Source organism: Paraburkholderia kururiensis (genome assembly GCF_034424375.1).
GTDB lineage: Bacteria > Pseudomonadota > Gammaproteobacteria > Burkholderiales > Burkholderiaceae > Paraburkholderia > Paraburkholderia kururiensis_A.
Genome location: NZ_CP139965.1, coordinates 203,111 through 222,124, shown reverse-complemented (window position 1 = coordinate 222,124; position 19,014 = coordinate 203,111). Strand labels below are relative to the sequence as shown.

At 67.4% G+C, this 19,014-nt stretch carries 16 protein-coding genes; 14 read left to right on the top strand and 2 right to left on the bottom strand.

Annotated elements, in window-relative coordinates; genetic code table 11:
- The first annotated feature begins 25 nt into the window (after positions 1-25).
- From U0042_RS01085 to U0042_RS01060, 6 genes are read left to right on the top strand one after another with little or no spacing between them, the layout of a single operon-like run.
- Positions 26-1,168 carry an FAD-dependent oxidoreductase gene (locus tag U0042_RS01085; RefSeq protein WP_114812352.1) on the top strand — a complete coding sequence of 381 codons (1,143 nt, stop codon included), beginning with the start codon at positions 26-28 and terminating at the stop codon, positions 1,166-1,168.
- Positions 1,169-1,182: 14 nt separating this feature from the next.
- A complete protein-coding gene (locus tag U0042_RS01080; protein ID WP_114812350.1) occupies positions 1,183-2,394 on the top strand; it encodes an MFS transporter in 1,212 nt (403 codons plus the stop codon).
- Positions 2,391-3,206, top strand: a complete 816-nt coding sequence (locus U0042_RS01075; RefSeq protein ID WP_114812349.1) for a cyclase family protein — start codon at positions 2,391-2,393, stop codon at positions 3,204-3,206. The genes U0042_RS01080 and U0042_RS01075 overlap by 4 nt, the downstream gene beginning before the upstream one ends.
- Positions 3,203-3,799, top strand: coding sequence for a cupin domain-containing protein (locus U0042_RS01070; RefSeq protein ID WP_114812347.1), 597 nt, complete (start codon positions 3,203-3,205; stop codon positions 3,797-3,799). Before U0042_RS01075 ends, U0042_RS01070 begins: the two co-directional genes overlap by 4 nt.
- Positions 3,796-4,848 carry a fumarylacetoacetate hydrolase family protein gene (locus U0042_RS01065; RefSeq protein ID WP_114812345.1) on the top strand — a complete coding sequence of 351 codons (1,053 nt, stop codon included), beginning with the start codon at positions 3,796-3,798 and terminating at the stop codon, positions 4,846-4,848. Before U0042_RS01070 ends, U0042_RS01065 begins: the two co-directional genes overlap by 4 nt.
- Positions 4,845-5,822, top strand: coding sequence for an NAD-dependent epimerase/dehydratase family protein (locus tag U0042_RS01060; RefSeq protein WP_114812343.1), 978 nt, complete (start codon positions 4,845-4,847; stop codon positions 5,820-5,822). Before U0042_RS01065 ends, U0042_RS01060 begins: the two co-directional genes overlap by 4 nt.
- Before the next feature lie 170 nt (positions 5,823-5,992).
- Here U0042_RS01060 and U0042_RS01055 read toward each other — a convergent pair whose 3' ends face one another.
- The gene (locus tag U0042_RS01055; protein WP_114812340.1) at positions 5,993-7,105 is read right to left on the bottom strand and encodes an alpha/beta hydrolase; all 1,113 of its coding nucleotides are present in this window, start codon (positions 7,103-7,105) and stop codon (positions 5,993-5,995) included.
- Positions 7,106-7,350: 245 nt separating this feature from the next.
- Between U0042_RS01055 and U0042_RS01050 the strand changes: the two genes are divergently transcribed.
- Together U0042_RS01050 and U0042_RS01045 are read left to right on the top strand one after the other, a co-directional pair.
- Positions 7,351-8,055, top strand: coding sequence for an SDR family oxidoreductase (locus U0042_RS01050; protein ID WP_114812338.1), 705 nt, complete (start codon positions 7,351-7,353; stop codon positions 8,053-8,055).
- A gap of 337 nt (positions 8,056-8,392) precedes the next feature.
- Positions 8,393-9,541: a porin gene (locus tag U0042_RS01045; RefSeq protein WP_114812336.1), complete on the top strand. Its 1,149-nt coding sequence runs from the start codon at positions 8,393-8,395 to the stop codon at positions 9,539-9,541.
- A 171-nt stretch (positions 9,542-9,712) separates the two neighbouring features.
- Here the strand turns inward: U0042_RS01045 and glcC are convergent, their stop codons facing one another.
- Positions 9,713-10,483: a transcriptional regulator GlcC gene (gene glcC / locus U0042_RS01040; protein WP_114812334.1), complete on the bottom strand. Its 771-nt coding sequence runs from the start codon at positions 10,481-10,483 to the stop codon at positions 9,713-9,715.
- 220 nt (positions 10,484-10,703) lie between these two features.
- Between glcC and glcD the strand changes: the two genes are divergently transcribed.
- From glcD to U0042_RS01010, 6 genes are all read left to right on the top strand, one after another.
- Complete coding sequence (glcD, locus tag U0042_RS01035) at positions 10,704-12,203, top strand: glycolate oxidase subunit GlcD (RefSeq protein WP_114812332.1); 1,500 nt, start codon at positions 10,704-10,706, stop codon at positions 12,201-12,203.
- Positions 12,203-13,306, top strand: a complete 1,104-nt coding sequence (glcE, locus tag U0042_RS01030) for a glycolate oxidase subunit GlcE (protein ID WP_114812330.1) — start codon at positions 12,203-12,205, stop codon at positions 13,304-13,306. Before glcD ends, glcE begins: the two co-directional genes overlap by 1 nt.
- A 16-nt stretch (positions 13,307-13,322) precedes the next feature.
- Positions 13,323-14,567: a glycolate oxidase subunit GlcF gene (glcF, locus tag U0042_RS01025; RefSeq protein ID WP_114812328.1), complete on the top strand. Its 1,245-nt coding sequence runs from the start codon at positions 13,323-13,325 to the stop codon at positions 14,565-14,567.
- A 1-nt stretch (position 14,568) separates the two neighbouring features.
- The gene (locus U0042_RS01020) at positions 14,569-14,973 is read left to right on the top strand and encodes a heme-binding protein (RefSeq protein ID WP_017773417.1); all 405 of its coding nucleotides are present in this window, start codon (positions 14,569-14,571) and stop codon (positions 14,971-14,973) included.
- 42 nt (positions 14,974-15,015) lie between these two features.
- Positions 15,016-17,190 carry a malate synthase G gene (locus tag U0042_RS01015; RefSeq protein WP_114812326.1) on the top strand — a complete coding sequence of 725 codons (2,175 nt, stop codon included), beginning with the start codon at positions 15,016-15,018 and terminating at the stop codon, positions 17,188-17,190.
- 145 nt (positions 17,191-17,335) lie between these two features.
- Positions 17,336-18,988, top strand: coding sequence for an L-lactate permease (locus U0042_RS01010; protein WP_419150549.1), 1,653 nt, complete (start codon positions 17,336-17,338; stop codon positions 18,986-18,988).
- The last annotated feature ends 26 nt before the right edge of the window (positions 18,989-19,014 follow it).

Here is a 19,014-nt window from a genome sequence, read left to right as displayed (position 1 = left end):
ACACAAAACTCAAGGAGACACCCAGATGACCACCCCTATCCAGCGCGTCCTCGTCATCGGCGGAGGCTTCTCCGGCATGACCACGGCGGTTCAGTGCGCGAAGCTCGGCATGGCCGTCGATCTCGTGGAAATCGACGAAGGCTGGCGCTCGTATGGCGCGGGCATCAGCATCGGCGGCCCGACGTTGCGTGCGTTGCGCACCGTGGGCGTGCTCGATGCCTTCTTCGAACGCGGCTACGGCGGCGACGGCGTGAACCTGTTCACCGCCGCGGGCCAGCCCATCGGCACGTTGCCCACGCCGCGCGTGGCCGGCGACGACGTGCCCGGCGGCGGCGCCATCATGCGTCCCGCGCTGGCGGAGATTCTCGCCAACGCGACGCGTGCGGCGGGCGTGCACGTGCGGCTCGGCTGCACGTTCTCGCAGGTCGCGCAGCGCACAGACGGCGTGGACGGCGGCGTGGACGTGACCTTCACAGACGGCACGCGCGGCAGCTACGACCTCGTCGTGGGCGCCGACGGCCTCTACTCGAAGGTGCGGGCCGCCGTGTTCCCGAATGCGCCCAAGCCGCGTTACACGGGCCAGGGCGTGTGGCGCGCGGTCGTGCCGCGTCCGGCGGAAGTCGTCTGCGCGACGATGTGGCTCGGGCAGAAGGTGAAGGTCGGCGTCAATCCCGTTTCGCAGGAAGAGATGTACGTGTTCGTCACGGAAGACCGGCCGACCAACGAGCACATCGATCCCGCCGACTGGCCGCGCCTGCTCTCGGACCTGCTCGCGCCGTTCAGCGCGCCGCTCGTTCAGTCCATCCGCGCGCAGATCGGGCCGCACTCGCGTTGCAACTACCGTCCGCTGGAAAGCCTGCTGCTGCCGCAGCCGTGGTTCAACGCACGCGTGGTGCTGGTGGGCGACGCGGTACACGCCACCACGCCGCATATGGCCGCGGGCGCGGGCATCGGCATAGAAGACGGCATCGTGCTGGCCGAGGAACTCGGGCGCGCCGCAACGTTGCAGGCCGCGTTGCAGGCATTCCAGACGCGGCGCTGGGAGCGCTGCCGCATGGTGGTGGAAAACTCGGGGCGCCTCGGCGAGATCGAGATTGCCAACGGCGACCGGGCCGAACACACCCGCATCATGCGCGAGACGCACCAGAGTCTCGCGCAGCCTATCTGACGACGGGAGGCACGATGGAAACGGATCTTTCCGCGGCACACGCCGCACATGTCGATTCACCGACCGGCACCGACGCGGACGCGGCTGGCCGACTGCGCGTGTCGGCCATCGTCGTCCTGATGATCGCGCACTGCGCCGGCATGGTCGACCTGGTGGCCTTGCCGGTGTGGGTCGGCACGTTGATCGGCGCGTACCGGCTCGATGCGCAGCAGGCCGGCCTGCTCGCCACGCTGTTTCTGGCGGGCGCCGTGGTGAGCAGCCTGTTCTTCTCGCCGCGCCTGAACCGTCTGCCGGCCCGCGCGATGGCGACGCTCGGCTTCGGCACGGCGACGCTCGCCTTTGTCGGCATCGTTGCGATAGACGGCTATGCGGCGATGGCGGTCCTGCACGCGGTGGCCGGCATCGCCTCAGGCTGCGGCTTGAGCTTCACGCACGGCACGATTGGACGCAGCCGCCGTCCGCATCGCCTGTTCGCCATCGCGGGGCTGGCGCTGGGCGTCTTCGCCATCGCGTTTCTGGGCGCGACGCCTGCGTTGATCGCGCAACACGGCGGCGCCACGCTGTTTCGCGTTTTCGCGGGCGTGATGGGCGTGGCGACGGTGGCCTGCGCGCTGGCGTTTCCGTCCCTTCGCACGCAGCGCAGCGCGGCCACGGCCGCCGAGCCGCGCTTCGAGCGCGCGGTCTGGTTCGGCATGGTGGGCGTGGGCTGCATGGCGCTCACGCAATCGATGATGTTCAGCTTCGTGCAGCGCATCGGGCTCGACCACGGCTTCGGCTTCGGCGCGGTAACGGCAACGCTGATTGCGCTCGGCCTCGTCGATCTGTTTCCGGCGCCTGTGGCGGCGCTGCTCGAAGGGCGCATTGCGGGGCGCAGGGTGGTGCAGGCCGGCCCCATCGTGCAGGCCGTGCTCGTCCTCGTCATTACGCAAAGCGCGACCTTCGCGCCGTATGCGGTGGCCACCTCGGTCTTTGCCGCCGTGATGATCTTCACCCACACCTTCGCCTTCGGCATGCTCGCGCGAATCGACCGCACGGGACGTGCCGTTGCCGCGACGCCCGCCATGCTCATGACGGGCGCCGCCATCGGGCCGCTGTTGGGCGGCACGCTCGTCAAGCATTCGGGCTACGGCAGCCTGGGCGTAGCGGCGGTGGTCATTACCGTGGCGGCGGTGTTCTGCCTTTCGCGACTCGAGGGTCGCCGTGATTCGCAAGGAGCCAGGGCATGAAGCCTGTTCGCCGGTTTGTCGATCTCTCCATCTATCTGGAAAACGACGTGCTTTCCGATCCGCCGCCGCTCGCGCCGAAGATCACGTATCAGAAGCACAGCGACACGTTGCCCGAATTCATGGCCATGCTGCCGGGCACGAAGCCCGAGGACTATCCGGACGGCGAGGCCGCCGCCGCCGAATGGGTCACGCTGACCACGCACAGCGGCACGCATCTGGACGCGCCCTGGCATTTCCATTCGACCATGGACGCGAAGCTGGGCGAAGCGCGGCCTTCCATCACCATCGACGAGGTGCCGCTGGAGTGGTGTTTCCAGTCCGGCGTGAAGCTCGATTTCCGCCATTTCCCCGACGGCTACGTCGCGAGCGCCGCCGACGTCGAGGCCGAGCTGGCGCGTATCGGCCACACGTTGCAGCCGCTCGATATCGTCGTCGTCAACACGCGGGCCGGTTCGCGCTATGGGCACGGCGACTATGTGAACGCAGGCTGCGGCATGGGCTACGAGGCTACGCTGTATCTGCTCGAACGCGGTGTGCGTCTGACCGGCACCGACGCGTGGAGCTGGGACGCGCCGTTCTCCTATACCGCGAAGAAGATTGCGCAGACGGGCGACACGTCGCTGATCTGGGAAGGGCACAAGGCCGGGCGCGACATCGGCTATTGCCATCTGGAGAAGCTGCACAACCTCGAAGCGCTGCCGGCCACGGGGTTCACGATCAGTTGCTTCCCGCACAAGATTCGCGGCGCGTCGGCGGGTTGGACGCGCGCCGTCGCGATTTTCGATGACGTTACTTCGGAGCCCGCAGTATGAGTTTCCCCCCCATTCGCCGTGTCGTGACCGGTCACGACGCCGACGGCCGGGCGGTCGTCGTTTCCGATGGCCCGTTGTCCAACATCGCGGAAATCGCCGCGATTCCGGGCACGGTGTTTCACGAAGTCTGGAGTACGTCGGAAAGTCCGGCGCGGGTCGACAACGGTCCCGATCCTACGGTGGGCGCGCTCATGTTGCCGCCGCCCAGTCACGGCACGCGCATGCGCTTCGTCGACATTCCGCCCGACACGCCGGAATTTCTCGCGCACGGCGCGGCGAACATGCATGCCGCGTTCAGCCAGATCGGCGACGCCGATGCGTCCACCGTCAAGGCCGACTCGCCGCATCCGCTCATGCACCGCACCGAATCCATCGACTATGGCGTCGTGATCGAAGGCGAGATGACGTTGATACTCGACGACGCCGAGGTCGCCTTGAAGCCCGGCAGCGTGGTGATTCAGCGCGGCACCAACCATGCCTGGGCGAACCGTTCGGGGCGCATGTGCCGGATGCTGTTCGTGTTGATCGACGGTGTGTACGACCCGGCCATTGCCGCCGCGCTCGCGGGCCACGCGCAAGAGGAGGCGCGATGAAATTCAGTTCGTTAGCCGATGGCCTGGATGGCCGCCTGCTGCTCGTATCGCGCGATCTTCGTCATGCCGTGGAGGCCACACCGATTGCGCCGACGTTGCTCGATGCGCTGCAACGTTGGGACGAAGTCGCGCCGCTTCTGAAGGCGCGTTACGACGCGCTCAATGCCGGCGCGCTGCCCGAGGCACGTCCGTTCGATCCGCGAGCATGCGCCGCGCCGTTGCCGCGCAGCCCGCAATGGTGCGACGGCTCGGCGTTCCTGAACCATGGCCGCCTCATGGAGCAGGCGTTCAATACGCCGCCCATTCCCGAGTTCGACACCGTGCCGGTCATGTACCAGGGCGCGAGCGACGACTTTCTCGGCCCGCATCAGGACGTGCCCTTGCCGGACGAAGACCACGGCATCGACTTCGAAGGCGAGTTCGGCGTGGTGGTGGCGAACGTGCCGATGGGCGTGTCGCCTCGCGATGCGCTTGGGCACATCCGCCTCGTCGTGCAGCTCAACGACTGGAGCCTGCGCGCATTCGGCCCGCGCGAAATGAAAACGGGCTTCGGCTTTCTGCAAGCCAAACCCTCCACGAGCTTCGCGCCCGTCGCGGTCACGCCCGACGAAATCGGCGAGCATTGGCACGATGGCCGCGTGCATCTGCGGCTTCATGTGGAGTGGAACGAACGCTGGTTCGGGCATCCGCATGGCGGCGAAATGAACTTCGGTTTCGGCGATCTCATTGCACATGCCGCGCGAACGCGCCGGCTGTCGGCGGGGACCATCGTGGGCTCCGGCACGGTGTCGAACGTGGACCGCCACGCCGGGTCGGCATGCATTGCCGAGCGGCGCGTGATCGAAATGATCGATGAAGGAAAGGCGCGCACACCGTTCATGCAGTTCGGCGACCGCGTTCGCATGACGGCGCGCGACGAAGCGGGCGGCGCGCCGTTTGGCTCGATCGAGCAGCAGGTGGTGCGTGCACCTCGCGGCGTAGAAGAGATCGCAAACGAGGCTGCAAACGAGGCTGCAAGCGAGGCTGCAAGCGAGGCGCCGCGATCATGAGAGTGCTCGTCACGGGAGCCGGCGGGTTCGTCGGGCGAGCGCTCGTCGACCGGCTGCTGCGCGAAGGCATGGCGCAGCCCGGTGATGTGTCGGAACTCGTGCTGATCGACCGGCACATGGAGGCGACGCAAGCGCCAGACGACGCACGCGTCACGGCGGTTGCCGGCGATTTCGGCAGCCCGGCGGTTCTCGAACCGCTACTCGCGAAACCGGTGGACGTCGTCTTTCATCTGGCAAGCGTGCCGGGCGCGCAGGCCGAAGCCGAGCCGGCCGCGGGCGACAGCGTGAATCTGTGGGGCATGCTCGCGCTGTTCGAACGCCTCGCGAAGCAGGCGGGGCAGCACGAAGGCCGTACGGTGCGTGTCGTCTACGCGAGCAGCGTGGCGGTGCTGGGCGAACCGTTGCCTCGCTCTGTGGATGAGCACACGGCGCCGCACCCGACCATCAGCTACGGCACACACAAGTTCGTCGGAGAGCTGATCCTCGCGGACTGGACGCGTCGCGGCATGCTCGACGCGCGCTCGCTGCGTCTGCCGGGCATCGTGGCGCGGCCGGAGTTGTCGTCGGGGCATGGGTCGGCGTTCATGAGCCAACTCTTTCGCATGGCGCAGCGCGGCGAGGCCTATACATGCCCCGTCTCGTCCGCGGCCACCGCATGGTGGATGTCGCGAAGATGCTGCGTCGACAACCTGCTGCACGCCGCGCGCATGCCCGCGGCGTCTTTGCACACGGGCCGCGTGTGGACGCCGCCCGTCTTGCATCTTTCGGTGGGCGAGGTCGTGGATGCCTTGCGCCGGCGCTTCGGCGCGTTCGCCATCGACTACGCGCCCGTGGAACCGATCGAGCAGCGCTTTGGACGACAGCCGCCGCTTGCGGATCGCCGCGCCGTCGAGGCCGGTTTCCGGCACGACGGCTCCATCGACGCGCTCGTGGACGCTGCGCTTGAACGGGTGCACGGCGAAGCCCCGACCTGACGGTGCGAGCCGTTTCGCGCGGCGCGAGTGCGGGCGCCTCTATGCCCGCTAAATCCAGCGCTTCGACGCTATGCCTTGCCTCGCTCGGACATGCCGCGCATGACGAACGCCATGCGAGCATGGTCTCGATCCACTGTTTATCCGTGCAGGCGCAGTGTGCGACGTGCCGCTCACGGACTCTTCGCTGCCACGGGTTCTTCCATTGCCTCACACCCCGGCCGGTCGAACAGTGCCGCCATGCCGCACGTCGACGCGTACATCCGCACGCTGCTGTGCGCCACGCCCGGCACTTCCACGACACGTTGGCTGAAGCGCCCACCGTTCTCCGAGCGCAGCCACGCGGCGTAGTTGAGCCCGCGCGCAAGGCGGGTGGGCCCCTGCATTTCGGCGCTGCATGAACGGTCCAGTTCCTTGTGGTTCGGATCGTTATCCGCGGTGCCGAGCAGGTACACGATGTCTTCCGACAGATAGTGCTGCTCGATTGCAGACGCCGAGACGGGCTGTTCCACATAAGGCGGCAGCGCGCCGCTCAGCCCATATTCCCAGCGGTCGAAGTGCGCGCACGTTCCGCCTGCCGCCGCCACCGGGCGTTGCGCATTGAAATACAGATACGACGACGGATTGGCCACGACGTAGCGCATCGCGACGCCGTGGGCGAGCAGCGGCGCCTGTCCCCGTCCCACTGCCGCGTAGCGCTGCACATACTGGCCGCCCGCCGAGTGGCCCGCCAGCACGACCTGATTGAGCGACGGGAAGAGCCGCCGGTCGGCGAGGCGCGCGAAGATGGCATCGATCACGCTGAACGAACTGATGGGTGCCGGGCCGTGTGCGTCGTAGCCGTTCTTCCAGCCCTCCCGGCCCCAGCGCAGCATGTCGTCGGGCAGACGGTGCGCTTCGATGTCCGCGGCAATGAGGAACTGCGGCGTGATGACGATGGTGTGCGCGGCCGCCGCGCCGGCCTTGCTCGCGGCGTTATCTGCCGACGTCAGGTCGCGCCGCGGCCAGCCGTGAACGACCACCACCGCGCGCGTCACGTCGGGCTGCGGCACCGACCAGTCGCGCGACGCGTGGATGGGCACGACGCCGCGGCCGGCCGGTGTCACCACCTCCAGCCGGCCGTCCAGGACGATCGGCACGGGCGTGAGCACCAGCGGATCGATCGTGGTGGCGCGAGATGCGGCGGCTGTGGTCGAAGGCGGGCGCTCTGCGCATCCCGAGGCGATCTGCAGGAACAGTCCAACGGCGACGGCAGCCAGCACGCGCGTGGAGGAAGCACAGAGCATGTCGATCCTTTTCGTTGTCCGGGGTGAATCTCTTTAACGGACACGCGCGTGGAATCCGTCGCGCCGCTCGACGAGCGTGTAGTCCGGCTGTCCGCATGCAGATGAAAGCACAGCCCGCCTTGCAGAAACGCCGCCGGCCGCGGCCCGAATCATCGTTCGACAGCCACCTTGTGTTGCCCTATATTGCGACCACGCATGGCAGAGGGCAGGCTTTCGGTTATCGATCCATCTATCAGGAGCGAATCATGGCGGCAGAAAAAGTGGCGATGGTGACAGCGGCAGGCAAGGGCATGGGCGCGGCGATTGCGAAGGAACTCGCGGCCACCGGTTATCGGGTTGCGCTGATGTCGCCGTCGGGCAGCGCGGTCCAGCTGGCAGCGGAGCTGGGCGGCTTCGGGCTGTCGGGGTCGGTGACCGAGGTGGCCGACATCGATCGCCTCGTGCGCGAAACGCTCGACAAGTATGGCCGTATCGATGCCGTCGTGAACAACACGGGCCACCCACCCAAGGGCGATTTGCTGTCGATCGAAGACGAACAGTGGCACGCGGGCCTCGATCTCATCGTGCTCAGCGTGGCGCGTGTGCTGCGTCGTGTGACGCCTGTGTTCCAGGCACAGGGCGGCGGCGCGGTCGTCAATATTTCGAGCTTTGCGGCCGATGCGCCGGAGCAGGCCATGCCGGTGTCGTCTGCGCTGCGTGCGGCGCTCAGTTCGTTGACGCGCCTGTACGCCGATCGTTACGCCAAAGAAAACATCCGCATCAATTCCGTCTTGCCGGGCTTCATCGACAGCTGGCCGGAGACGCCCGAAATCGTTGCGCGCATCCCGATGGGCCGCTTCGGCAAGACCCAGGAAATCGCGAAGACGGTGGCCTTCCTGCTGTCCGATGGCGCAGGCTACATCACCGGCCAGAACATTCGCGTGGATGGCGCAATCGTGCGCGCGTTGTGATGCTTGATGCCGCTTTCCGCCGTTGAAATTCATTCGATGGCGAAACGCCTCGGCCTGTGGACGGACCGCAACGGGTTCCCGCCGTTGGTACGTCATGTTCGACGGCCGAGTCCAGAGGCCCGCGCCTGCCACCCACTACCCGCTACCCTTTACCTCTTTCCCCGCCCGATAAACAGCCCCGTTTTCAGAGAGCACCTTTCCGTCGCAGCGTACTAAACGCGGAAAATCGGCTCATTACACTGCGCCCGTTGCATCGCAGGGAAACCTCGACGCGGCACACAGATGCAGCGCACCCGCGTTGCAACCGGATAACGAAAGGGTTAGGGGAAAAATCGCCATGAACAAGCGTTGGGGGATCGTCGTGCCCGCCGCCATGCTTGCTGCCGTCGCGCATGCTCAAAGCAGCGTGACGTTGTACGGCAAGATCGAGGACGGCATCAACTACACGAGCAATGCACGCGGTCACGGAACCGTGCAGCTGCAAAGCGGCTACGACTACGGCAGCCGCTGGGGTATCAAAGGCACCGAAGACCTGGGCGGCGGGTATCAGGCGATTTTCGACCTCGAGAGCGGCTTCGACGTGAACACCGGCAAGATGAGCCAGGGCGGCCGGGAGTTCGGCCGCCAGGCGTTCGTCGGCATCGCGTCGGATCGCTACGGTACGTTGACGGTGGGCCGCCAGTACGATCCGAGCGTCGACATCTTTTCTCCGCTCACCGCAAACGGGAACTGGACCGGCTACCTGTTCGCGCATCCGTACGACAACGACAACACCGACTACTCGTTCCGCGTGAACAACTCGGTGAAGTACGTGTCGCCTGTATGGCACGGCGTGACGGCAGAGGCCATGTACGCGTTCAGCAACCAGGCGGGCGGCTTCGCGAACAACCGTCTGTATAGCGCCGCCTTGCAGTACCAGCAGGGCGGGCTGACCGTAGGCGCGTCGTATGTGAAGATGAACAACGCGCGCAATGCCGATTCCACGGGCGCCGTCACCGGCGACAACACGTTCGACGCGTCGTCGCAGCAGAACATCGGCATCGGCGTGAATTACGCGTTCTCGAATGCCCTCATCGGCTTCGCGTATTCGCATGTCGACGTCTACGATCCCACGGCGAACGCGTACTTCACCGGAACCACGCAACCGGCGGGCGGCACGTGGAAGTCGTGGAAGTTCGACAACTTCGAAGTGAACGGGCTCTATCACCTCACGCCTGCGTTCTACATCGGCGCCGCGTACACGTACACGCAGGCTCGTGTCGCGTCGACGGTGGGCGCGTTCAATCCGAAGTGGCACCAGTTGAGCACGAAGTTCAATTACGACATGTCGAAGCGCACGTCGGTGTTCCTGGAAGGCGTGTACCAGCGCGCGATCAACGCGCACACGGGAACCGACTTCGACTACGCATACGTGCCGGGCGGCGCGGACATTTCGTCGGGCCCGAACCAGTACGTGGTGCGTGTCGCGCTGCTGCATCACTTCTGAGTGCTGCGCCGTGCACCCGAACGGCTGAGGCACGGGTGCACGCGCGAGGCGCGGCCTACCTTCGAATCAGCACGCAGCCGCCGATCAGGAGCGCGGTTCCCATGACGCGGGAAAGGCTGGAAGCGAACGGAACGCTGCGTTCAGCAGCGAACGCCGTGCCTTGCCCGGCGTTCACGTCCACCCCTCGAGCCGCAGCGTCGCCCGCACGAGGCGCTGCTCTTCGTTCTCGATCTCGCGAAGATAGTCGACCACGTTGCGGATGTGCTCGCTCGCCGCGCGGCGCGCCTGCTCGGGCAGCCGGCCGGTTACGGCGTTATAGAAGCGCGCGTGCTGACGGTCGATCTGCTTCTTCAGCGGTTCGCGGTGGTAGAGGTTGTTGACCGATGCGAACACCGAACTCAACAGCAGGTCGGTGAGCGACTGCAACGTATTGACGAGGATAGGGTTGTGCGACGCCTCGTAGATCGCGCGATGGAACGCGTGATCGAGCCGTGCCCGTTCGGCGGGCGGCAGATCCTGCGCTTCGGGCGCGTTCATTTCCTCGTAGCGCCGCGTGATCAGGATGAAATCGGCTTCGGTGCCGCGCAGCGCCGCCAGCCGGGCTGCTTCCGCCTCCAGCATGCCGCGCACCTCGAACAGGTCGTAGAGCGTGCGCGGCTGCGACGCGAGCAGATGCATCATCGGCGTGATCTGCTCCTGCGGCGTGAGGTTCGCGACGAACGACCCCTTGCCGTGCTGCGTTTCGATGATGCCGCGTGCGCGCAGCACCTTCATGCCTTCGCGCAATGCGGTGCGCGAGACCCCCAGCTTTTCCGTGAGGCGGCGCTCCGAGGGCAGCGCCTGGCCCACCTTGAGCACGCCGTCGACAATCAGTTTCTCGATGCGCTCGGCCACTACGTCGGCAACGCGCCGGGCGCCGGCTGTCTGTTCCTTGCTGTCCATGCTGGTATGACCGCTTTCTACGGGATCACGTGAGTATCTCATAAGTGCATGAATTAATTGAAATAGACAGGTGAAAAAGAGCCCCGAGAAGGGTGCCTGTAAAAGAACTGGTGTGACCAGTGCCGAAGGGGCTGGACAGCGCGCCGCCCAGCCACAAGAATCGCGGGCATTCGAGACGATGGGGTACGGCTGGGGACGCACCCGCGATGGAGACGACGTAATGAGCTTTACCTACGACGAGACGATCGACGGCCCGCTGCCGACGGTGGATCGCGCCGAACTCGCCGCGGCGCTTCGCGCCCGCGCGCCCGCGCTGGAAATCCTGACTGACCGCGAAGATCTGCGACCCTTCGAGTGCGACGGCCTTGCCGCCTATCGGACAGTGCCGCTGCTCGTCGCGCTGCCGTCCACCATCGAGGAAGTGCGCGCGGTGCTCATGGAGGCCACGGCCCGCGGCGTGCCCGTGGTGGCGCGCGGCGCGGGCACCGGGCTGTCGGGCGGCGCCATGCCGCTCGAAAAGGGCATCCTGCTCGTCATGGCGAAGTTCAACCGCATTCTGGATATCGACGCCGACGCGGGCACCGCGCGCGTGCAGCCGGGCGTGCGCAACCTCGCCATCTCGCAGGCCGCCGCGCCGCATGGGCTTTACTACGCGCCCGATCCGTCGTCGCAGATCGCGTGCTCGATCGGCGGCAACGTCGCCGAGAACGCCGGCGGCGTGCACTGTCTCAAGTACGGCCTCACGGTGCACAACATCCTGAAGGTCGACGTGCTGACCATCGATGGCGAACTGGTCACGCTCGGTTCCGAGGCGCTCGACAGCCCCGGCTTCGACCTGCTGGCGCTCTTCACCGGCTCGGAGGGCATGCTCGGCGTGGTGGTGGAAGTCACCGTGAAGCTGCTGCCGAAGCCGCAGAGCGTGAAGGTGCTGATGGCGAGCTTCGACGACGTGGAGCGCGCGGGCGGCGCGGTGGCGAAGATCATCGGCGCGGGCGTGATTCCCGGCGGCCTCGAGATGATGGACAACCTCGCCATTCGCGCGGCCGAAGACTTCATTCATGCGGACTATCCCGTGGACGCCGAAGCGATTCTGCTGTGCGAACTCGACGGCGCGCGCGACGACGTGGAGGAAGAGGCCGAACTCGTGGGTGCCCTGCTGCGTGAGGCCGGCGCGAGCGACCTGCGCGTGGCGCGCGACGAGGCCGAGCGGCAGCGCTTCTGGGCCGGCCGCAAGAACGCGTTTCCGGCGGTGGGGCGCATCTCGCCGGACTACTACTGCATGGACGGCACCATCCCGCGGCGCGAACTGCCGCGCGTGTTGAAGGGCATCGCCGCCTTGTCCGAACACTACGGGCTCAAGGTCGCGAACGTGTTTCATGCCGGCGACGGCAACATGCATCCGCTGATCCTGTTCGATGCGAACCAGCCCGGCGAAATGGACCGCGCCGAGGCGCTGGGCGGCCGCATTCTGGAGCTGTGCGTTGAAGTGGGCGGCAGCATCACGGGCGAGCACGGCGTGGGCCGCGAGAAGATCAACCAGATGTGCGTGCAGTTCAAGCGCGACGAGATCGAATATTTCCACGCCGTGAAGGCGGCGTTCGACCCGTCAGGCCTGCTCAATCCCGGCAAGAACATTCCCACGCTGCACCGCTGTGCCGAATTCGGCGCCATGCACGTGCACCGCGGCGGCCTGCCCTTTCCCGAACTGGAGCGGTTCTGATGCGACGCGAACTGGATTCGATGGACAACAGCGCCGCGCTGATCGCCCAGGTGGAAGCGGCGCTGGCCGCCCGCACGCCGGTGCGCATACGCGGCGGCGACAGCAAGGCATGGCTCGGGCGCACGCTCGGCGCGCCGCACGTGCGCGAGGTGCGTGAAGTGCGTGAGATCGATACGCGCGGCCATCGCGGCATCGTCCACTACGACCCGACCGAACTCGTCATGACCGTGCGCACGGGCACGCCGCTCGCCGACGTGGAGGCCGTGCTGAACGAAGCAGGGCAGATGCTGCCGTTCGAAGCGCCGCGCTTCGGCGGTGCGGCCACCGTGGGCGGCATGTTCGCCGCGGGGCTCTCGGGCCCACGGCGCCCGTGGGTGGGCGCGGTGCGCGACTACGTGCTGGGCTGCCGCGTAATTACGGGACACGCGCGGCACCTGCGCTTTGGCGGCGAGGTGATGAAGAACGTTGCGGGCTACGACGTGTCGCGGCTCATGGCGGGCAGCTTCGGTTGCCTCGGGCTCGTCACCGAAGTGTCGTTCAAGGTGCTGCCGCAGCCGCGCGCCACGCGCCACCTCGCGCTGGAACTCACGGCGCAGCAGGCGCGCGAGCGGCTCTTCGGCTGGCGCCGCGAGGCATTGCCCATCACGGGCGCCTGCTACGCCCAGGGCGTGCTGCAACTGCGGCTGGAGGGCGGCACGGGCTCCGTGCGCGCCGCGCGCGAAGCGATCGGCGGAGCCGACGCCGACGCCGCCTTCTGGACCCAACTGCGCGACTTCACGCGGCCGTTCTTCGCGGACGAACGGCCGCTCTGGCGCCTGTCGCTGCCCGCCGCGGCGCCGCTTGCGCCGCTCGCTGCGCTGCCGGGCGATGCGCTGCTCGACTGGGGCGGCGCGCAGCGCTGGCTCAAGACCACCGCCGGCGCCGACGCCATCCGCAACCTCGCGCGCGAGCTTGGCGGCCACGCGACGGCGTTCACGCAAGGCGTGACGGACTCGCCGTTCCAGCCGCTGCCCGACGCCCTGATGCAACTGCACCGGCGCCTGAAGGCACAGCTCGACCCGCAGGGAATCTTCAATCCGGGCCGCCTGTACGCGGACCTTTGACGCTGGGTGCCTCACGATGCAAACCAATCTGAGCGAAGCCGCGCAGGCGCTTGAGCGCGCCGAAGAGGCCGAATCGATCCTGCGCGCCTGCGTGCACTGCGGCTTCTGCAACGCCACCTGTCCGACTTACCAGTTGCTGGGTAACGAACTCGACGGGCCGCGCGGGCGCATCTATCTGATCAAGCAGGTGCTGGAAGGGCAGCCCGTGACGGAAAAGACGCGCTTGCACCTCGACCGCTGTTTGAGCTGCCGGAACTGCGAGACGACGTGCCCCTCGGGTGTGCGCTATCACGCGCTGCTGGACATCGGCCGCGCCGAAGTGGAGCGGCGCACGGCACGACCGGCGCGCGAGCGCTGGCTGCGCGCGGGGCTGCGGCACGGCGTGTCGCGGCCGGCCGTGTTCGCCGGGCTGGTCGGTGCGGGTCGCGCCGCCCGCGCGCTGCTGCCCGAAGCGCTGCGCGAGAAGATTCCCGCGCACGCGCCCACGGCGCGCCCCAGCCCACGGCCGCCCGCGCGCCACGCGCGCCGCGTGCTGATGCTGGAAGGCTGCGTGCAGCCCACGCTTACGCCCGGCACGAACGCGGCTGCGGCCCGCGTGCTCGACCGCCTCGGCATCAGCGTGACGCCCGCGCCGCGCGCCGGTTGCTGCGGCGCCAACGAATACCACCTGAACGCGCAGCAGGCCGGGCTCGCACGCGCGCGACGCAATATCGACGCGTGGTGGCCCGCCATCGAAGCCGGCGCCGAGGCGATCGTCATGTCGGCGAGCGGCTGCGGCGCCTTCGTGAAGGAGTACGGCCACCTGCTTCGCTTCGATGCGGCCTATGCCGACAAGGCCCGGCGCGTGAGCGCGCTGGCCCGCGACCTGGTCGAGGTGATCGCCGCCGAACCGCTCGACGCGTTCGCGCCCGTCGCGGGCAAGCGCATCGCGTTCCATTGCCCGTGCACGCTGCAGCACGCACAGCGCCTCGGCGGCGCGGTGGAAGGCGTGCTCACGCGGCTGGGCTTCGACCTGACGAGCGTGGCGAACGGTCATCTGTGCTGCGGCTCGGCGGGAACGTACTCGCTCACGCAGCCCGAGATTGCGAAGCGACTGCGCGAGAACAAGCTCGACGCGCTCGAAGCCGGCCAGCCGGAGGCCATCGTGACGGCCAACGTCGGCTGCCAGACGCACCTGAACGGTGCGGGCCGCACGCCCGTCAGCCACTGGATCGAACTCGTGGATTCCCTGCTTTCCCCCAACCCTCAACCGAACCTCTGACATGCAGACCAAACCCGTGCTCGGCGCCGCCGAGGCACACCGTATTCTCGAAGCCGCCCGTACTGAAGCCGAGCGCAACGGCTGGGCCGTGGCCATTGCCGTGGTGGACGACGGCGGGCACCCGCTCGCGTTCGCACGTCTGGACGGCGCGGCGCCCATCAGCGCCTACATCGCCCAGGAGAAGGCGCGCACCGCGGCACTCGGCCGCCGCGAGACGAAAGCCTACGAAGAGATGATCAATGGCGGTCGCACCGCCTTTCTTAGCGCGCCACTCTGCGCGACACTGGAGGGCGGCGTGCCGGTGGTCGTCGACGCAGTGGTCGTGGGCGCCGTCGGCGTGTCGGGCGTGAAGTCCGACCAGGACGCACAGGTCGCCAGTGCGGGCGCGAAGAGCGTGGCCGCCTGAGCGCGTATCACCGTTAAAGAGTTAGCCGACGAAGGAAGCGAAATGATCGAACACCACGGACTTCAGGTCGACGAAGGGCTTGCCCGCTTCATCGAAACAGAAGCGCTGCCCGGCACGGGCGTTGCGCCCGATGCGTTCTGGCAAGGTTTTGCCGCGCTCGTGCATGACCTCACGCCGCAGAACCGCGCGTTGCTCGCCGAGCGCGAGCGCCTGCAGGGCGAACTGGACAACTGGCACCGCGCGCATCCGGGCCCGGTGCGCGATCTCGCGGCCTATCGCGCGTTCCTTACGCAAATCGGCTATCTCGTGCCCGCGCCCGCGCAGGTTGCGGCGACCACGGCGAACGTGGACAGCGAGATCGCCACGCAGGCGGGGCCGCAGCTCGTCGTGCCGCTCTCGAACGCGCGCTATGCGCTCAATGCCGCCAACGCGCGCTGGGGCAGTCTCTACGACGCGCTCTACGGCACCGACGCGCTGCCCGAAGACGGCGGCGCCACGCGCGAGGGCGCGTACAACCCGGTGCGCGGTGCCCGCGTGGTGGCGTTCGCGCGCGACTTCCTCGACCGCGCTGCGCCGCTCGCGGGCGGCTCGCATCGCGATGCGACCGGCTACGCCGTGCAGGCTGGCGCGCTCGCGGTGAAGACCGCGCAGGGCACGCTGGCGCTCGCCGACGCGTCGCAACTGGTCGGCTACCAGGGCGACGCCGCCGCGCCCACGGCCATTCTTTTGAAGCATCACGGCCTGCACATCGAGATCCAGATCGACGCTTCGGCGCCCGTCGGCGCGACCGATCCGGCGCACGTGAAGGACGTGGTGCTGGAGGCGGCCGTCTCCACGATCATCGACTGCGAAGATTCGGTGGCGGCCGTGGACGCCGAAGACAAGGTTGCGCTCTACCGCAACTGGCTGGGCCTGATGCAGGTCACGCTGACGGAGACGGTCGCGAAGGGCGGCCGCACCTTTACGCGCGCCCTGAACGCCGACCGCGCGTACCGCGCGCCGGACGGCTCGGCGCTCACGCTGCACGGCCGCTCGCTGCTGTTCGTGCGCAACGTCGGCCACCTGATGACGACGGGCGCCGTGCTGGACCGCGACGGCAACGAGATTCCGGAAGGCATTCTGGACGGCGTGGTGACGACGCTGTGCGCCATGCACGACCTGAAGTCGAAGCGCAACTCGCGCACGGGCTCCATCTACATCGTGAAGCCGAAGATGCACGGCCCGAGCGAAGTGGCCTTCGCGGACACGCTGTTCGCCCGCGTGGAAGACCTGCTTGGCCTGCCGCGCGCCACGATCAAGATGGGCATCATGGACGAAGAGCGCCGCACCAGCGTGAACCTCTCCGCGTGCATTGCGGCCGCGGCTTCGCGCGTGGCGTTCATCAACACGGGCTTTCTCGACCGCACCGGCGACGAAATGCATACGGCCATGGAGGCCGGCCCGATGCTGCGCAAGGGCGACATGAAGTCCACGGCGTGGATCACCGCCTATGAGCGCAACAACGTGCTCGCGGGTCTGGCCGCAGGGCTGCGCGGCCGCGCGCAGATCGGCAAGGGCATGTGGGCGATGCCCGACCTGATGCACGCCATGCTGGAGCAGAAGATCGCGCATCCGCGCGCGGGCGCCAACACGGCCTGGGTGCCGTCGCCCACGGCCGCCACGCTGCACGCGCTGCACTATCACGACGTGGACGTGCAGGCGGTCCAGCAGGACATGGAGCGCATCGACTACCGCAGCGAGCGCGACGCGCTGCTCGACGGGCTGCTCACGGTGCCCGTGGTGGAGCGTGCGCAGTGGAGCGACGAGGAGATTCGCCGCGAAGTCGAGAACAACGCGCAGGGCATTCTCGGTTACGTCGTGCGCTGGGTGGAGCAAGGCGTGGGCTGCTCGAAGGTGCCCGACATCAACAACGTGGGCCTGATGGAAGACCGCGCCACGCTGCGCATCTCCAGCCAGCACATTGCGAACTGGCTGCGGCATGGCGTCGTGTCGCGCGACTTCGTGCTCGACGTGTTCCGCCGCATGGCCGCGGTGGTCGACACGCAGAACGCGGGCGACGCCAACTATCGCCCGATGGCGCCCGACTTCGACACGTCGTATGCGTTCAAGGCCGCGTGCGCGCTCGCGCTGCAAGGCAAAGACCAGCCGGCCGGCTACACCGAGCCGCTGCTGCATCGGTATCGCCTTGCGTTCAAGCGTCAGGAGCGGGTGGACTGAGCAACGAGAGCGGGCGCTTCGGCGCCCGCTTTTTTTTCGTCTGCTTCGGGCCGCGCCGCACCCGAAGCAGCGCTTCATTGGGACTGCGGCGGCATATCGATAAAAGTTCCATCCACGGGACATAGGAGACATAGTGAACCCCGCTTTGGCCGCTTCGGCATTACCCGTAGGCACCCTCTTCGCGCAACCGCTGACACCTGTCGGCAATTCGCTTGCGCTCTCGTTTCTCGTTGCCCTCGTTCCAATCGCGGTCGCGCTCGCGATGCTGGGCATTCTGCGCCGGCCCGCCTGGCAGGCCTCGCTCGCCGGGCTGATCGCGGGCCTCGTAATCGCGATCGGCGTGTGGGGCATGCCCGCCGGGCTCGCGCTCGACGCCGTGGGCGCCGGCATGACGCTCGCGCTGATACCTGTGATGTGGATCGTGGTCAACGCGCTGCTGCTCTACAACATCGCGGTGAAGTCGGGACGCTTCGACCAGTTCCGTCAGTGGATGCTCGACCATCTTCCCGACGACCGGCGCCTCGTGCTGCTCGTCGTGGCGTTCTCGTTCGGCTGTCTGCTGGAAGGCATTTCGGGCTTCGGCACGCCGGTGGCGATCACGAGTGCGCTGCTGGTCGGACTCGGCTTTCCCGCCATCGAAGCGCTCACGTTCACGCTGATCTTCAACACGGCGCCGGTCGCGTTCGGCGCGCTTGGCGTGCCGATCACGGTGCTGGGCGCGGTGACGTCGCTGCATCCGCAGACGCTCGGCGCGATGGTGGGCCGCCAGTTGCCGTTCTTCGCGTTCCTGCTGCCGTTCTACGTGGTGGGCATGTACGGCGGCGTGCGCTCCATCGGCAAGCTGTGGCCGGCGCTCGTGGTGTCGGGCGGCAGCTTCGCGCTCGCGCAGTTCGTCACCTCGAACTTCCTCGGCTATGAACTGACGGACGTGCTCTCGTCGCTCACCTCGCTCATCGTCACGATCAGCTTCCTCAAGGTCTGGAAGCCCGAGCCCGATCCCGCGTTCGCCATCGCACGCGACGCAGCGAGCCGTTCGACGCGCGCGAAGAGCCACGCGGAGCGCATCGGCTACGGCGGCTGGCTGCCGTGGATCGTCGTGTCGGTGGTGGTGATCTTCTGGGTGCATGCGGGCATCGCGTCGATCGGCCAGGCGAACGTGAAGTGGCCGGGCCTGCACAACGCCGTCTACATGACGCTCTATCACAAGTCCTATGCCGCGGTCTGGTCGTTCCAGCCGCTCGGCACCGGCACGGCGATTCTGCTGGCGGCGGTGATTACGGCGCTGTGGACGCGCGTGGGTTTCGGCGACTTCGTGGCCTGCGTCGCGCAGACCTGGAAGCAGACGCGCATCGCCATCGCGACGGTGATGATGATCGTGGCGCTGGCGTACCTGCTCAACTACTCGGGCATGAGCTACACGCTCGGCATGGGCGTGGCGTCCACGGGGGCGCTGTTCCCGCTCGTCTCGGCCACGCTCGGCTGGGTAGCCGTGTTCCTGTCGGGTAGCGACACGTCGGGCAATGCGCTGTTCGGCAATCTGCAGGTGGTGGCCGCGAAGCAGCTCGGCCTCGACCCGGTGCTGATGGCCGCCACCAACTCGTCGGGCGGCGTGATGGGCAAGATGATCTCGCCGCAAAACATCGCGACCGGCGTGGCCACGACGGACCTCAAAGGCAAGGAAGGCGAAGTGTTCGTGCGGACTTTCTGGCACAGCGTGTTCCTCACGCTGGTGCTCGGCGTGCTCGTGTTCCTGCAGCAGCACGTGCTGAGCTGGATGATTCCGGCGTTGCCGCATTGAGCGGAGGCTTCAAGCGAGTCCTGCGT

Coding starts and splice junctions, on each gene's coding strand:
- U0042_RS01085 (WP_114812352.1), top strand. CDS start 26: ATGACCACCCCTATCCAGCGCGTCCTCGTCATCGGCGGAGGCTTCTCC.
- U0042_RS01080 (WP_114812350.1), top strand. CDS start 1,183: ATGGAAACGGATCTTTCCGCGGCACACGCCGCACATGTCGATTCACCG.
- U0042_RS01075 (WP_114812349.1), top strand. CDS start 2,391: ATGAAGCCTGTTCGCCGGTTTGTCGATCTCTCCATCTATCTGGAAAAC.
- U0042_RS01070 (WP_114812347.1), top strand. CDS start 3,203: ATGAGTTTCCCCCCCATTCGCCGTGTCGTGACCGGTCACGACGCCGAC.
- U0042_RS01065 (WP_114812345.1), top strand. CDS start 3,796: ATGAAATTCAGTTCGTTAGCCGATGGCCTGGATGGCCGCCTGCTGCTC.
- U0042_RS01060 (WP_114812343.1), top strand. CDS start 4,845: ATGAGAGTGCTCGTCACGGGAGCCGGCGGGTTCGTCGGGCGAGCGCTC.
- U0042_RS01055 (WP_114812340.1), bottom strand. CDS start 7,105: ATGCTCTGTGCTTCCTCCACGCGCGTGCTGGCTGCCGTCGCCGTTGGA.
- U0042_RS01050 (WP_114812338.1), top strand. CDS start 7,351: ATGGCGGCAGAAAAAGTGGCGATGGTGACAGCGGCAGGCAAGGGCATG.
- U0042_RS01045 (WP_114812336.1), top strand. CDS start 8,393: ATGAACAAGCGTTGGGGGATCGTCGTGCCCGCCGCCATGCTTGCTGCC.
- glcC (WP_114812334.1), bottom strand. CDS start 10,483: ATGGACAGCAAGGAACAGACAGCCGGCGCCCGGCGCGTTGCCGACGTA.
- glcD (WP_114812332.1), top strand. CDS start 10,704: ATGAGCTTTACCTACGACGAGACGATCGACGGCCCGCTGCCGACGGTG.
- glcE (WP_114812330.1), top strand. CDS start 12,203: ATGCGACGCGAACTGGATTCGATGGACAACAGCGCCGCGCTGATCGCC.
- glcF (WP_114812328.1), top strand. CDS start 13,323: ATGCAAACCAATCTGAGCGAAGCCGCGCAGGCGCTTGAGCGCGCCGAA.
- U0042_RS01020 (WP_017773417.1), top strand. CDS start 14,569: ATGCAGACCAAACCCGTGCTCGGCGCCGCCGAGGCACACCGTATTCTC.
- U0042_RS01015 (WP_114812326.1), top strand. CDS start 15,016: ATGATCGAACACCACGGACTTCAGGTCGACGAAGGGCTTGCCCGCTTC.